The organism is Flavobacterium sp. 2, assembly GCF_049949195.1.
Classification (GTDB): domain Bacteria; phylum Bacteroidota; class Bacteroidia; order Flavobacteriales; family Flavobacteriaceae; genus Flavobacterium.
This window is the reverse complement of sequence record NZ_CP188206.1, coordinates 1,241,984-1,256,957: the sequence shown is the minus strand read 5'-3', so window position 1 is coordinate 1,256,957 and position 14,974 is coordinate 1,241,984. Positions and strand designations below refer to the sequence as shown.

Annotated in this window: 15 protein-coding genes; 4 read left to right on the top strand and 11 right to left on the bottom strand. The window is 32.8% G+C overall.

Going from position 1 to position 14,974, the window contains the following annotated elements:
* The 4 genes from ACNFIH_RS05320 to ACNFIH_RS05305 form a co-directional block, all read right to left on the bottom strand.
* The gene (locus ACNFIH_RS05320; protein WP_426485792.1) at positions 1–1,437 is read right to left on the bottom strand and encodes a glycosyltransferase family 2 protein; all 1,437 of its coding nucleotides are present in this window, start codon (positions 1,435–1,437) and stop codon (positions 1–3) included.
* Positions 1,434–2,495, bottom strand: coding sequence for a HEAT repeat domain-containing protein (locus ACNFIH_RS05315; protein WP_426485791.1), 1,062 nt, complete (start codon positions 2,493–2,495; stop codon positions 1,434–1,436). The genes ACNFIH_RS05320 and ACNFIH_RS05315 overlap by 4 nt, the downstream gene beginning before the upstream one ends.
* 72 nt (positions 2,496–2,567) lie before the next feature.
* Positions 2,568–3,332 carry a TIGR02757 family protein gene (locus ACNFIH_RS05310; protein ID WP_426485790.1) on the bottom strand — a complete coding sequence of 255 codons (765 nt, stop codon included), beginning with the start codon at positions 3,330–3,332 and terminating at the stop codon, positions 2,568–2,570.
* Entirely contained in the window at positions 3,325–4,011 is a 687-nt protein-coding gene (locus ACNFIH_RS05305) for an ABC transporter ATP-binding protein (RefSeq protein WP_142449526.1), read from the bottom strand. Before ACNFIH_RS05305 ends, ACNFIH_RS05310 begins: the two co-directional genes overlap by 8 nt.
* 112 nt (positions 4,012–4,123) lie before the next feature.
* Between ACNFIH_RS05305 and ACNFIH_RS05300 the strand changes: the two genes are divergently transcribed.
* Together ACNFIH_RS05300 and ACNFIH_RS05295 are read left to right on the top strand one after the other, a co-directional pair.
* Positions 4,124–4,843, top strand: coding sequence for a phosphodiester glycosidase family protein (locus ACNFIH_RS05300; protein WP_426485789.1), 720 nt, complete (start codon positions 4,124–4,126; stop codon positions 4,841–4,843).
* Positions 4,844–4,936: 93 nt separating this feature from the next.
* Positions 4,937–5,236, top strand: coding sequence for a hypothetical protein (locus tag ACNFIH_RS05295; RefSeq protein ID WP_426485788.1), 300 nt, complete (start codon positions 4,937–4,939; stop codon positions 5,234–5,236).
* On the opposite strand, the gene ACNFIH_RS05290 is transcribed toward ACNFIH_RS05295, so the two are convergent.
* The 6 genes from ACNFIH_RS05290 to ACNFIH_RS05265 form a co-directional block, all read right to left on the bottom strand.
* The gene (locus ACNFIH_RS05290; RefSeq protein ID WP_426485787.1) at positions 5,233–5,535 is read right to left on the bottom strand and encodes a DUF6787 family protein; all 303 of its coding nucleotides are present in this window, start codon (positions 5,533–5,535) and stop codon (positions 5,233–5,235) included. The two genes, ACNFIH_RS05295 and ACNFIH_RS05290, sit on opposite strands and share 4 nt — an antisense overlap.
* Positions 5,536–5,567: 32 nt before the next feature.
* Positions 5,568–6,008 (bottom strand): DUF6146 family protein, encoded by a 441-nt coding sequence (locus tag ACNFIH_RS05285; RefSeq protein WP_426485786.1) that lies wholly within the window; start codon positions 6,006–6,008, stop codon positions 5,568–5,570.
* A 176-nt stretch (positions 6,009–6,184) separates the two neighbouring features.
* Complete coding sequence (locus ACNFIH_RS05280; protein ID WP_035648686.1) at positions 6,185–6,748, bottom strand: DUF937 domain-containing protein; 564 nt, start codon at positions 6,746–6,748, stop codon at positions 6,185–6,187.
* A 103-nt stretch (positions 6,749–6,851) separates the two neighbouring features.
* Positions 6,852–7,802: a D-2-hydroxyacid dehydrogenase gene (locus ACNFIH_RS05275; protein WP_035648683.1), complete on the bottom strand. Its 951-nt coding sequence runs from the start codon at positions 7,800–7,802 to the stop codon at positions 6,852–6,854.
* Positions 7,803–7,941: 139 nt separating this feature from the next.
* A complete protein-coding gene (serC, locus tag ACNFIH_RS05270) occupies positions 7,942–9,012 on the bottom strand; it encodes a 3-phosphoserine/phosphohydroxythreonine transaminase (protein ID WP_035648680.1) in 1,071 nt (356 codons plus the stop codon).
* Between the two features lie 93 nt (positions 9,013–9,105).
* On the bottom strand, positions 9,106–10,179 hold the full coding sequence (locus ACNFIH_RS05265) for an acyl-CoA reductase (RefSeq protein WP_426485785.1): 1,074 nt from the start codon (positions 10,177–10,179) through the stop codon (positions 9,106–9,108).
* 136 nt (positions 10,180–10,315) lie between these two features.
* Here ACNFIH_RS05265 and ACNFIH_RS05260 point away from each other — a divergent pair, with 136 nt between their 5' ends.
* Both ACNFIH_RS05260 and ACNFIH_RS05255 read left to right on the top strand, forming a co-directional pair.
* Positions 10,316–10,666, top strand: a complete 351-nt coding sequence (locus tag ACNFIH_RS05260; protein ID WP_035648673.1) for a 4Fe-4S dicluster domain-containing protein — start codon at positions 10,316–10,318, stop codon at positions 10,664–10,666.
* Between the two features lie 160 nt (positions 10,667–10,826).
* Positions 10,827–11,990 carry a hypothetical protein gene (locus ACNFIH_RS05255; protein WP_426485784.1) on the top strand — a complete coding sequence of 388 codons (1,164 nt, stop codon included), beginning with the start codon at positions 10,827–10,829 and terminating at the stop codon, positions 11,988–11,990.
* Between the two features lie 104 nt (positions 11,991–12,094).
* Here the strand turns inward: ACNFIH_RS05255 and ACNFIH_RS05250 are convergent, their stop codons facing one another.
* Positions 12,095–14,728 (bottom strand): TonB-dependent receptor, encoded by a 2,634-nt coding sequence (locus tag ACNFIH_RS05250; RefSeq protein WP_426486714.1) that lies wholly within the window; start codon positions 14,726–14,728, stop codon positions 12,095–12,097.
* Between the last annotated feature and the right edge of the window lie 246 nt (positions 14,729–14,974).

Sequence of the window (14,974 nt, the reverse complement as noted above, 5' to 3'; positions counted from 1 at the left end):
TTATTTTTTATTTGGCTGATCAAAACCTTTTCGAACCATAACGCCCCACTTTTGTTCTTTTTTTCCAAAGAAATACCAATATCCTTTTAAAGCCGCATAAACAGTAACAGGATGATAGACAAACGGTTCAATTGCCGCCATTCCGATTAGTGTAAGAAGCTCTTTGTAATTTGAATACGTCCGATACAGGGTTTCATCAATCAATATCGAAATGATGGTTATTGAGAGATAAAAAAGATAAATCAAAAGACTGACAATCAGCAAAAATTGAAAATTAATCAATCCTAATACAAAACTGGAAATCAAAGTTATAATGCCGATAAATTCAATAATCGGAACCATAAATTCAAATAAAAAGAAGAATGGCAAAATTAAAAATGCCGTTTTTCCATATTTTGGATTCAAAAACATTTTTCGATGCAGATAAAGCGTTTGAATGAGTCCGCGCGCCCAGCGTATTCTTTGTCTTAAAAAAACGGTTTTTGTACTTGGAACTTCAGTCCAGCAAAGTGATTCCGGAATGTATTTTATTAAAAACTTTTTATTGCTGTCGTGCATGTATCTTCGCATGCGGGTAATCAATTCCATATCTTCGCCTAAAGACTGATGCCAATATCCTCCGGCATTCACCACAATCTCTTTGTCAAACATTCCGAGTCCGCCAGAAACTAAAAGTAAGCCGTTGATTTGGCTCCAGGCCATTCTTCCAAACAAAAAAGAACGAACATATTCTAATTCCTGAAAACGCGGATACCATTCTTTTGGATAATGAACTTTAAGCAAAAAACCTTCTTTGACATCACATGAATTTGAAATTCTGATTCCCGCGCCACTTGCAATAACACGCGTTGTGCTTTCCATAAAAGGTTTTGCAAGCTTCAAAATAGTATCCCGTTTTAAAATGCAATCTACATCGGTACATAAAAAAAGAGGATATTGCGAGGAATTTATGCCAGCATTTGAGGCATCGGCTTTGCTCTTTCCGTTGATTTTATCTACAACGAGCAATTTAGAATAAACAGGATTTTTGGATCTATAATGTCCTCGAACAGGCTTTGTTGGGATTTTCTCCTGATAATAAAAATCGATTTTGGCTAAATCAAATTCGGAGATTAATTTTTCAAGTGTATCATCTGTACTTCCGTCATTTACAATAATAACTTCATATTTTGGATAAGTCAGCGAAAGCAGTGATTTTACATTATAAACAATATTAACTCCTTCATTGAAGGCAGGAGCTACAACAGAAACCCCTAAAATATGATTGGAACGAAGCAAAACTTCCTCCTCAAGATAACGCTGATATTTGACGTGTTTAATGATGGCAAAATAAGATAGTATGGCCAAAAAAACATAAAATAAAATGTAAGCAATAGAAAATATACCTGCAAAAATAGCATAGCAATGAATCAGCAGATATAAAAAATCTATTATCATAATTCTATTTTTCTAATATGATTAATCATTTTTTGGGTGTCAGCATCCTGACTTCCTAATTGATCTACACCAGCAGCGTCTAACGTATTGTAACAAAAAACCATTTTCAATTTTAAATCTTTTATTTCTTGTTTTGGAATTTCATTCTTTAAAAAAGAAATTGTTTTTTCTGATCCTATCACGGCCAATGTTTCTAGTATTTCTAATTGAACATCAATAGCTTCTTTGTCAAATAAAGAAAGAAGTTCTTCTTCAGCTTCATTTAAATAAAGATCACGAATGGCGATTATAACGTCGATTCTTAATGCTTTGTGTTTGTGGTGAAGGAGTTTTATAATCTCAGCCGATTTATTTCTGTAATTATAAAATACCATCGTCATTACAGCGAGTTTTAAAATGGCTTTTTTTTCTGAATGTATCCAAAGATCAATGTCTTTCGGAATTGGGATATTTTCAGAATGCAGCACATCCATTACTTTTATGGTTGTGATGCGCGATACTTTTATCGGAATTTTATCCAAAGCCAGCCAGTTGCCTTTTGAAAGTGCTAAAAAGGCGATATTGGCATTAGAAAGAATAATTTGGTTGGGATGTAGCAAATATTTTTTAATCATATGAATTCCGGGTCTATATCCTATAGCCTGAAAATGATAAAATCCAAGGCATTTTTTATATTTTCTAAAGTCCCGAATTAAGCTGGCAGAATAATGATTTAGTTCAAGCTGTTTGTAGATAGAAAGAATATTTTTTGCTGTTTTTCCTTTTAAATTGCTTTTCATGAGGATCATATTGCTGATGAGCATGTCTTTGCACCAGTTTTTATGTATCGGAATTTCAGATTTAAATTTTGAAATTTTGTATTTTAAAGTATTTTTATCCGGGTTGGAAAGCGTAATTTCAGTTAAAAAAATTTCTGATTTTCGAATAATTTGAGATCGATAAGGCAGTGTGTATTGATAACGTATTCTTTTAAAAAGCAGAATTACGATCAGAGATAAAGTTATGATTAAGAAAAATGGAATGACAAAATGTTTGATATAACCTATAAGTTGCTCCATACCAATAGCTTTATACTGTAATATTACGAAAAAAAACAGAAAAAAGCTAGGGAAAAAGAACTCAGTTTCGGATTAAAATCCTTCAAAAACGCCTAAACCGAAAAGCGCAAAATCGTATTTTACAGGATCTTGTTTGTCCATTTCTCTAAGTTTTGAATCTAGTTCGGCCAAAGCTTTTCCGTCATTTTGCTTTCGTGAAAGCAATCCTAATTTTCGGGCAACATTTCCAGAATGGACATCTAAAGGACAAGATAAAATAGAAGGAGAAATAGTTTTCCAAATACCAAGATCAACTCCTTTAGCATCTTGACGCACCATCCATCTCAAGTACATGTTGATTCTTTTTGCTGCCGAATTGTTCAGTGGATCTGAAATATGTTTTTGAGTTCGGGGTAAATGATCGATTTCGAAAAACAATTTTTTGAATTCGTGAATGCTTTTCTGCAAACTGTTTTCTTCTTGATTTTTGGCAAAAACAGCTTCCAGACCATTATGATTTTTGTAAATGTGCTGAAGTCCCTTTATGAAACCGCCCAAATCTTTTCCGTTAAAAGTACGATGTACAAAATTTTCCAAGCGAGCCAAATCCTCATCAGAATGTGACATGACAAAATCATAAGGCGTGTTGCCCATTAATTCTATCATTTGATGCGAGTTTTTAATGATCATTTTGCGATTTCCCCATGCAATTGTGGCGCTAAGAAAACCAGCAATTTCAATATCTTCTTTTTGGGAAAACAAATGTGGAATTTGCACAGGATCACTTTCAATAAAATCCTGATTGTTATATTGAATGACTTTTTCGTCAAGAAAATCTTTGAGTTCTGTTTTATTCATTTTCAGCCGTTCCTGTGTTGCTGATCTGGCCATCAACCATTACTAATTTTCTGTCGGCCATATTTGCCAATTCTTCGTTATGGGTCACAATTACAAAAGTTTGTCCAAATTCATCACGAAGCTGAAAAAATAATTGATGCAGATTTTCGGCTGAATGCGTATCTAAATTCCCCGAAGGTTCATCGGCAAAAATAACATCAGGTTTATTGATTAAAGCTCTCGCAACGGCTACACGCTGTTGTTCTCCACCTGAAAGTTCATTTGGTTTATGGTTAATTCTATGAGATAATCCTAAAAATGTTAGCAATTTTTTAGCTTCCGCTTCGGTTTCTGATGGTTTTTTTCCAGCGATGTAAGCAGGAATACAAACATTTTCTAAAGCTGTAAACTCAGGCAAAAGTTGATGAAACTGAAAAATAAAACCTAAATTCAAATTTCTAAAACTAGATAAAGCTTTATCATTTAGTTTCAGAATATTTTCTCCATTTATAGTTAATGAAGTATCTGTATTGCCGTTTGAAGGTTTGTCTAATGTTCCCAGAATGTGCAATAAAGTAGTTTTTCCGGCACCAGAAGCGCCTACAATCGAAACAATTTCTCCTTTTTTAATATGCAAATCAACTCCTTTTAAAACTTCAAGCTGATCGTAGAATTTATGTATATTTTTTGCGTGTATCATTTTTTGAAACTGTTTCTACAAAGAAACGAAGAATCTATCGATATAAAAATGGGTTGTAACAGAATTTTATGATGTAATTTAGGTTTATCTTTAACTAAATAATATTTTAAAAATGAAATTAAAAATATTCCTATTTGTATTGATAGCAGGATTTTCATTGCTTTTTGCGAATGCTGATAAATATTCTAATGATAAATTTTTAACGTATAAAGTGGATGTTAAAAAGCAAAACTTGAAATTATTTTGGAAAGATGAAAATGGGAAACGTTTTGGAAGCATTGAGAATTTGAAGCGTTGGACAGCAAAAAAGAATCTTGAATTAGATTTTGTTATGAATGCAGGAATGTATAAAACTGATAATTCTCCTCAGGGACTTTATATTGAAAACAAAAGAGAAATTATTCCTTTGGATACAACAAAAGCAGCAGGAAATTTTTATTTAAAGCCAAACGGAGTGTTTTATATTACAACTAAGAAAACGGCAAAAATTTGTACGACAGAAACTTTCTTTAATAAAGGTGAAATCAGTTTTGCGACGCAATCTGGGCCAATGTTACTTATTGATGGAAAAATTCATCCTGATTTTAAAGAAGGGTCAAAAAATGTAAATATTAGAAATGGAGTTGGAATTCTCCCTGATGGAAAAGTGGTTTTTGTATTATCGAAAAGCGAAGTGAATTTCTATGATTTTGCTATTTATTTTAAAAGTTTAGGATGTAAAAATGCGCTTTATCTTGACGGATTTGTATCACGTGCCTATCTTCCATCACAAGATTGGAATCAAACGGATGGAGATTTTGGAGCATTATTTGCTGTGGTGAGAAATAAATAAGAAAGTGGTAATTTTAAAAGTTAATTCAGAAAAAGAAATAATTCGATTTGATCAATTATTTTTAATTTAGATGAACTAAAAAACAAATGTAACATGCAGGACTTGAAAGTAGTAGATGAAGATGATAAAAGCAGAAAACTTATAATCGGCTTGATTTTGGATGGAATTGGTATGGCGACTTCGGCAATTACAATTTTTGGAGATTTTGCTGATGTAATCTGGGCACCGATTGCAGCTTTTATAATGGCGAGAATGTATAAAGGTAGAGTAGGGAAAGTGGCCAGCGTTTTGACTTTTATTGAAGAAATTCTCCCTTTTACAGATATTGTTCCGTCGTTTACACTTACTTGGATTTATACCTATTATTTTCAGAAAAGAAACAAAGAAGATTAGTCTTTAAACAGAAAACCTAATCCCATGTTTTTAAGCATTTTCTTTTCGAAATTCCAAAAGAATTTGAATTGCCCAAAAATAGTTCCAATGGCAACCAACAAAACTTGATAAATAGGGAAAATAATAAGTAGACGAATTAAAGTAAACCAACCTCCAAAATCTTGTTTTGTAATTCCGAGCCAAACGCAGAAAGGTTTAGACAGCCACGCAGATGCCGATCCGGTGATGGCAAAAACGATAAGAATGATAATGGCTTGAAAATTTGAGGTTATTCCCCAGCGTTGCTTTAATTTATTCATTGCTATTTGTAATGATTACAAATATAATAACATTATCTAGATGGAACGTACCCCCAAAGCTTTTGTTTATAAGTATTTTGAAAATAAATCATGTAGTTGTAAATAAGGTAATTCACTTCATAGCCATAATGAATCTCAGGACGATAGTCAATCAGCATTTCATATAAATTCGGATTGTAAAGCTGTGGCTGGCGTACGCGATTATTCCATTCCGTTACATACAGGAAATTTTTGTTTTCAAGATAACTAAGAGAATAATAATTTCGTGGTTGTGCAATTGATGCCAACCAGGTTGAAAAGCCATTGTCAATTATAATAACTTCATATTCAAGAGAATCATTTGCAATTCGGACAGTATCATTTACGCCAGAATTTGTCTTAGGAGAATTTGCAGCAACCGCGTTATTTTTTGAACCTGTAGAACACGCTATTACTGTAAATAAAACAATCAATATGTAAATGAATTTCTTCATGATTTTTGTTTTAAACAATTAAAGTTACGAAATTTTTCTAAGACTCTAAGTTTCTAAGATGCTAAGATTCTAAGTTGTTAGTAACAAAAAAAAGCTGTTTTTTTTAAAACAGCTTTTGTATATTTTAGATAAAAACAAAAATCTTAGAATCTTAGTGTCTCAGAATCTTAGGAACTCTACTTGCTTCCAAACAATTTACCAATAAAACCGGCAATGCCTCCTTTGCTTTTAGTAACAACAAGAACATCTGCTACATCAACTTTTCCGTCACTGTTTTGGTCAAGGCCAAATTGCATTCCATATTTAGAAATTGTATCCATTATTCCTGAAGCTTGTCCGCTGTTGCCGGAAATCGAGTTTATAATATCAGAAATTTGAAAACTACTGTCATTAGGATCTTTTGCTTTATTCACTAATGAACCTAAAATCTGGGGAATCAAATTGGATGCAACTCCATTTGAATCGGCACTGCTTAAACCAAATTTTTCGCCAAGGTTTCCGCTTAATTGTTGCTGAATTTGTTGTACGACTGGATTTGAGCTGTCAATAGGTGAGTTTCCATTAAATAATCCCGCAATTTGATCGGTTCCACCTTCAGAAACAATCTTTTTTAATCCTTCAAAAATAGAATTGCTGGTTTCGCCAATTACAGCTTCATTATGCTCATTTGGGACAGCGGCATTATTTACAACAGCATCGCCTCCGTATTGTTGTACTAATTGGGTTAATTGTTCAAACATAATATTTAAGGGTTTAAATTATACACCAAAATTAATAAAAAAAGAAAGGGATTTACTACAAATAAGTAGTAAATCCCTTTAAAGATAATCTATTTTTTAATTACTAGCTTAACAAAGTAATAATTTGTGATGCTAATTCAGTACCAATTCTGTCTTGTGCTTCTCCAGTTGCAGCTCCAATGTGTGGAGTCAATGAGATTTTAGAGTGCATTAAGATTGCCATTTCTGGTTTTGGTTCGCTTTCAAAAACGTCTAAACCAGCAAAAGCAACTTTTCCTGAATCTAAAGCTTTTACTAAAGCTACTTCATCAATAACACCACCACGAGCACAGTTTACGATTCCAACGCCGTCTTTCATGATAGCAAGTTCTTTTTCTCCAATGATGTAACCATCTTGAGCAGGAACGTGCAATGTAATGAAATCAGCTTCTTTGAATAAAGACTCTAATGATTGAGAAACGATTTTAGTTGTGATAGATTGTCCGTCAAAAAACTCAACTTTAACATCTACTTCAGGAATAAAACTATCTGCAGCAATAACTTTCATTCCTAAACCAAGAGCCATTTTTGCAGTAGCTTGTCCGATACGACCAATACCAACAATACCTAAAGTTTTTCCTCTTAATTCAGTTCCGTTAGCATACGCTTTTTTCAAACCGTCAAAGTTTGAATCTCCTTCAAGAGGCATATTTCTGTTTGAATCATGTAAAAAACGAACACCAGAGAATAAGTGACCGAATACCAACTCAGCAACAGATTCTGAAGATGAAGCTGGAGTATTGATTACATGAATTCCTTTGCTTTTAGCATAATCCACATCGATGTTATCCATTCCAACACCACCACGTCCGATGATTTTGATTCCAGGACAAGCATCGATAATATCTTTACGAACTTTAGTTGCACTACGAACTAAAATTACGTCAACATTATTTTCATTAATATAGTTAGCTACTTGTTCTTGAGCTACTTTTGTAGTTATAACTTCAAATCCACCTTTTTCTAAGGCTAGAATTCCGCTTTTAGAAATTCCGTCATTTGCTAATACTTTCATTGTGTGTTTATTGTTTATTTGGTAAATCGTTTAATGTTTTAATCGATAACCAGCTATTTGATTTTTCTTTTTTGATATTTTAAAGGAAGCATTTAAGGTTTAAACAATTAATTAAATTAACGATTAAACGGATAAACGATTAAACTTTAGATTCTAATGCTTTCATTACATCAACTAAAACCTGAACGCTTTCAATTGGCATAGCGTTGTAGATAGAAGCTCTGTAACCGCCAACAGAACGGTGTCCTGGCAATCCTGAAATTCCTGCAGCTTTCCACAAAGCGTCAAAAGTTTCAGTGTGCTCTGGATTGTTCAATAAGAAAGTTACGTTCATTTTAGAACGGTCCTCAACATTTGCAGCTCCTTTGAATAATGGGTTTCTGTCGATTTCAGCGTAAAGCAAATCTGCTTTTGCGTTGTTTAATTTTTCAACAGCAGCGATTCCGCCTTTTTCTTTAATCCATTGTAATGTTAATAAAGAAACGTAAACTGAAAATACAGGAGGAGTATTGTACATACTTTCTGCTTTGATATGTTTAGCGTAATCTAACATACTCGGAATTGTTCTTCCGTTTTTCTCTAAAATTTCTTCTTTGATTACAACTAAAGTCGTTCCTGCAGGTCCCATATTTTTTTGAGCTCCAGCATAAATCAAATCGAATTTAGAGAAATCCAACTGACGTGAAAAAATATCCGAACTCATATCGCAAACTACCGGAATAGAAGTTGAAGGGAATTCGTGCATTTGAGTTCCAAAAATAGTATTGTTACTAGTACAGTGGAAATAATCAGCATCACCAGGAATTTCGTAACCTTTTGGAATATGAGTATAATTGTCTTCTTTTGAAGATCCTACAATAACAGTTTCTCCAAAAAGCTTAGCTTCTTTAATAGCAGCAGTTGCCCACGTACCTGAATCTAAATAAGCAGCTTTTCCGCCTTCTTTCATCAAGTTATAAGGAGCCATTAAGAATGCAGTACTTGCACCGCCTTGTAAAAATAAAGCTTGGTATCCTTTTCCTTGCAGTCCTAATAATTCTAAAGCAAGGGAACGAGCTTCATCCATAACAGCAACGAAATCTTTACTTCGGTGCGAAATTTCAAGGATAGATAATCCTGAATCATTAAAATTTAAAATTGCTTTTGATGCCTTCTCAAAAACTTCCTGAGGTAAAATACTTGGTCCTGCGCTGTAGTTGTGTTTTTTCATGGTTGTTGTTAATAGTCGAAAATTTTAAAGACGCAAATTTCGGCAATAGGAGACGAAAAAGCGATAAATTATTCGAAATAATTAAACATATTTTTACTTTGTTGTTAACAAAAACGTTATAGTATCAACGTTATCTGCGTAATCCCACAATTGAGGTTTTTGAGTTTCCCCGAATGTTATGCTATTTTCGATTAAATCGTTGCTAACGATACACTGAATTTGTTCAGAATCAGTTTCAAGACGCGACTGTAAATCTTCAATATTTTCATAAAATTCATAAAAAACACTCGAAATAGGAGAGGCATAACTCGAATCTTCTTTAATAGTCAAAAATCCGTTATCTAATAATTTGAAATTACTCATTAAAAACACGGCTTTGTTGTAATCATAATTATTAGCGTATTTTTCATAATGAATGACATCCTGATATTTGAAAATTGCTTCAAAAAAGCCATCAAACGAATATCCTTTTGGAACAAAAAGTTTGGAGACATTTCGGCATCCTAATCCGAAATATCTGAAAATATCTTCACCCAAATTTTCTAAATCTTCCTTAGCTTCTTTTCCGTTTAAAACAGCAACAGAATTTCTGTTTTTTCTGATGATAGAAGGTTTATCTTTAAAGTAATATTCAAAATAACGAGCCGTATTATTGCTTCCGGTTGCGATTACAGCATCAAAGTTTTCCAGTTTTCCTTCTACGAAAGTGATTTTATCTTTTAAATTTTCATCAACAGCAATTAAATATTTTGCCAAAAAAGGAAGCAAATGCTGATCGTTTGAAGAAGTTTTTACCAAAGCTTTATTTCCTGTAATTAAAACAGATAAAAAATCATGAAACCCAACTAATGGAATATTTCCGGCCAAAATCAAAGCGACTGTTTTTTCTTTTCCTTCATTCTGAGCAAATTCAGCTTTGTATTGCGAAAGCCATTTGTCAATGTTTTCTACAGTCAAAGCTTCCGCCCAGGACTTTAGAGCAAAATAAACCTGTTCTGGCGTGTACCAGCCATTATGAGATTGTGATAAATGAATCAGATTTTCAAAATCATCAAAAAAAATGTCGTTATATAAAACGTCAGATTTTTTTGCGGATTCCTTTTCCGAGAACTGACCTAAAAATTTTCCTAATTCAACAAAAACACTTTTTTTTGTTTCTAATGTCATAATGTTTGCTTATGAATTGTTTTGATTGTAATTTTGCACAAAAATAAGCTATATTAAGTTATAAGGCAAAGCCGATTAAAATGTTTGGCATTTTTAACGTAAAACCTATAACTTTTAACACGTAATCAAGAAAAAGATGGCAATTATTATAACTGACGAATGCATTAATTGTGGGGCTTGCGAACCAGAATGCCCAAATACAGCAATATATGAAGGAGCAGATGATTGGAGATATAAAGACGGAACAAGCCTTAAAGGAAAAGTAGTTTTACCTGACGGAACTGAGGTTGACGCTGAAGATGCACAAACTCCAATTTCTGATGAAATCTATTATATCGTTCCTGGAAAATGTACAGAGTGTAAAGGTTTTCATGATGAACCTCAATGTGCTGCTGTATGTCCTGTTGATTGCTGTGTACCAGATGATAACCACGTAGAAGATGAAGAAACTTTGTTGAATAGACAAGCGTTTTTACATGGCGAATAATATTCAGAATATTTAAATTTAGATATTTTGAAAATCCTGAGTAATGTACTCAGGATTTTTTTTATCTTATTTTTCGTATATTTTTAATTTTTATTCTATAAAATACTGTAACTTAATGATTTATTTTGTTAATTTGATGATAATATTCTAAAAACAGCCTATGAGGAGACTGGTACTTTTATTTATTGTATTATTTAATTTTGCCGCCTTTGCACAAAATGCAGAGTATTCGATTGTTGTTAAAGATATTGAGACGCAATTGCCTATCGAAAATGCTACCGTTTTTATCATGAAAACAAAGCAGACATTATTAAGCAATGCCGACGGCAAGGTAACTTTTATGCTAAGCGGATCTTCAAGTCTTGAAGTTACTCAAACCGATTATGAAAAAATAACACTTCGTTGGGGACCTTTGAAGCCAGATATGTTTGTGGTTTATCTTAAAAGTAACAATACTAAATTAGATGAAATTGTAGTCTCTAAAGAAAATCCACAAAAAATCCTCCAAAAAATTGTTGTCAATTCAAGACAAAAGTTAGCTTCGTCTTACAGATTAAAAGTATTTGTAAGAGAGTTTTTTATGCTTAACAATAAATATTCGTATTATAATGACGGATTAGTAAATTTTCAATTTACGGCAAATCAGAAAAAATCAACTACAACATTATTAGTAGAGCAAAACCGTTCTTATGGACTTCTTGATACCGATGTCAGCGAAGATTTAAAAGGTTATAATCTGAATGATATCATGGAGAATTATTGTAATTTGAAATATTTTGATCCTCTTTTAGATTCTAAAACCAGAAAAGAATATGATTTTATTACGCGGGGTCATCCAAATAATAAAAATTATTACATAATGGCAATCACGCCTCGGGATAAATCAAAAAAAGCATTAGATACTTTTGAAGTTATTTATGATCCTGTAAAAAAACTAATTGTTGAATTTAGTATTATAATTACACCGCAAAACTTGCTTCAGGTTGAAGAACAAACAAAAGTAGGTTCAAAAAATGTGACCAGATCGATTGTTAAAGTTAATTATAGAATCGACGGGGAAAATTATTATTTACTGAGTTCAAATGAAGAAATTGCTTATGATCTTATTTTAAAAGATCACATTAAAAATATTCAGGTGCGAAATAACTTTGTTACAACTTTTTTTAACCGACAAAATTTCACTTATAAGGAAAGCGATGTTTTTAAAGAAAAGTCGCTTTTCAATAAAAAGAATAAAGTTATGACCAATTATTGGGAAATATCTGGATTTACTCCTACTGATGAAGAAAAAGCTATAGTAGATTCATTAGAATTTAAACTTTAATTTTAGTATTTAAGCATAAAAAAATCCTGAACATCTGTTCAGGATTTTTTGTTATATACAATTCAAAATATTGTCAGGCTGAACGAAGTCGAATCCCTTTTCTATTAGAAATTAAATCCAAGTCTTGCGTAGTAATATGCTCCGCTGAAACCCATTTGAACCGCATCCCAGTAACCTCCGGCTTCTGTATTGCCTTGTTCGTCTTGTTTAGTTGGATAAACATTAAATAAGTTATTGCTTCCGATACTTACTTTTAAGTTTTTAGAAATTCTATAGCCTAAAGTCAAATCGGTTACTAATCTTGGATTGTAAACGTCTTCTTCATCAGCATAATCAACTAAAACTACTTTGCTGAAACGCGTAAATGCTAAACCTCCGTCAAATTTATTTTTAGCGTAAGTAAGATTTAAACCAAATTTGCTATCTGGAGCAGAAGCCAATAAAAAGGCTTTTTCACGATTTCCAAAGAAAGTATCAGCATCAAGAGAACCATTTTTTACATTATCAATTTTCATATCGTTAATGTTTCCAACTAAAGTTGCTCCAATATTTCCGAAATCATATGTTTTTTTCCAAGAAAAAACCAAATCTAAACCATGTGTACTTGTGTCTACACCATTAGCAAAAAACTGAGCTTCAGAAACACCAAGATTCAGTGAACTTGCATCAAAATATCCAGTAAGAACAATACGATCTTTTACTTTAATATAATATCCGTCAACAGTTGCTGTAAAATCTCCATAAGTTGCTGTAAAACCTAAAGAGGCATTAACTGCTTTTTCTTCGTTTAATTTTTCAATTCCGAAAGCTTTTGTAACCGGGCTGTCATTTGGAGCTAAAAGAACTTCTGTAGCACCGCTCGCATTAAAGTTAGTAAAACGTAAATTATAATAAATTTGAGCCAATGAAGGTGCGCGGAAACCTGTACTTACAGAACCTCTTAAGTTGATATGGTCATTAATTTTAAGTCTTGATGCTAATTTTCCGTTTACAGTACTTCCAAAATCACTGTAATTTTCAAAACGAACAGCACCACTTACCATAAAAGCTTTGGTCACATCTAATTCGGCATCAGTATATAAAGAGAAATTGGTACGACTTTCATTTACCTCATTTGCAGGGCTGTATCCAGGAAAACCTTGTGAACTTCCAGGTCTCGGATTTCCAGAAATTGGGTCAATCGGTGCACTTTGAGTTGTTGGATCAGTAATTGGAACTCCGTTTGTATCATAAGTAGTATAAGAACCTTCTTCACCGGCAAAAATTTCAAATTTTTCTACTCTGAATTCTGTTCCAAAAGCAATATTAAAACCATCCATGATATCATCATAGTTTTTAGAAATATCAAAATTGGTTGTATTTTGAAGCAAACTATGTCCGCCCGCGTCAAATTCTGTTGGAGATTTTGCTTCAAGTGAAGCGTTTAAAGTTCCTTTAATATCGTATTCGAATTTATTTTTTCCAAAAGTGTTACTTAAGTCAAATTTCCATCCGCCTCCGGTTGTTGTTCTAATTCCTGCAGCCAATGAATTATCGGTGATATGTGAAGTAATTCTTGGAGTGTAACCACCCGGATAAATTTCTTCTACAACTCTTTCTCCATCATTTCTTGTAAAAGCGTATGCATCAGTATCTCTAAAATTAGTACCGCCAAAAGCATAAAGTTCTGTTTTGTCAGACAATGGAAGAGAAAAATTTCCAAAGAAATTTAAGCCTCTAATTTGTGCATCACCAAAACCTTTTCTGAAATCGTAAGCAGGTCTTAATGTTTTGTCTTTGTTAATAAATTCTCCAGTAAAATTGGCATAACCGCCTTTGCTTCCTACCGAAATTCCATAATTTGCCGCAATTTTCAACGATTCTCCGTCAAAAGATTTGTCTTTTCCATACGAATTTCCAAAACCTTTTCTATCCAGTCTGAAACCATCAGTATTTGGTGTTCCTGGTAGAAAATCTCCTTTTGCATTCGTATTAAAAAAGCCATAAGTAACAGAACCAGTTAATTCTTTTACATTATCATTCGTAATAATATTAATAACTCCAGCGATAGCGTCAGAACCGTATTGTGCGGCTGCACCATCTCTCAAAATTTCAATTCGTTTGATTGAAGAAGCTGGAATTGCATTTAAATCGGTTCCTGTATTTCCACGACCACGAGTTCCAAATAAATTGATAAGAGAAGATTGGTGTCTTCTTTTTCCATTAATCAAAACTAAAGTCTGGTCAGGTCCCATACCTCTTAAAGAAGCCGGGTCAACGTGGTCAGCTCCGTCAGAACCTGATTGTTTGTTGGCATTGAAAGATGGAGCAACATATTGTAATAGTTGATTAATTTCGATTTTACCACTTTGAGTTGTAACATCTTTTACATTGATTACATCAATAGGTACAGCCGAATTCACAACGGTTCTTTTAGTGCTTCTGGAACCTACAACTACTACATCGCTTAAAACTTGCCCGCCGCTTTCGTCTAGTGTAACGTCAATTTTTCCACTTAAAGCCGGTCTTTCAACAGTTGCATAACCTACATAAGTAAAAACCAAGGTTGCGCCTTCTTTTACTTTAATGACATAGCCACCTTCAAAATCAGTTGAAACGCCATTAGTGGTTCCTTTTTCTACAACGTTTACACCTGGTAGTGGTGCACCCGATTTATCTTTCACAGCACCTGAGACTTCTTTTTGTGCAAAAAGAAACGCTGTATTTAGTAGAAATAATAATAAAACAATTTTTTTCATCGTAGTTTGGTTTTTTGGTTTGTTTTTCATTGGTTTAGTTTATAAAAGTAGTATTTTTTAACAAAAATTTAATTAAATGTTTAAAAATTTTTAAGATTAGCCTTAAAATTATATTATTGAACATTTTTACTTCGTGCAAGAGCTATTAAATCTTATATTTGCAAAATTTTAAAGCCGAAAAATATCATTTTGGCAGAAATCAATAAAAGAACATTTAAATTACAAAACATTAAAACACAATATTTA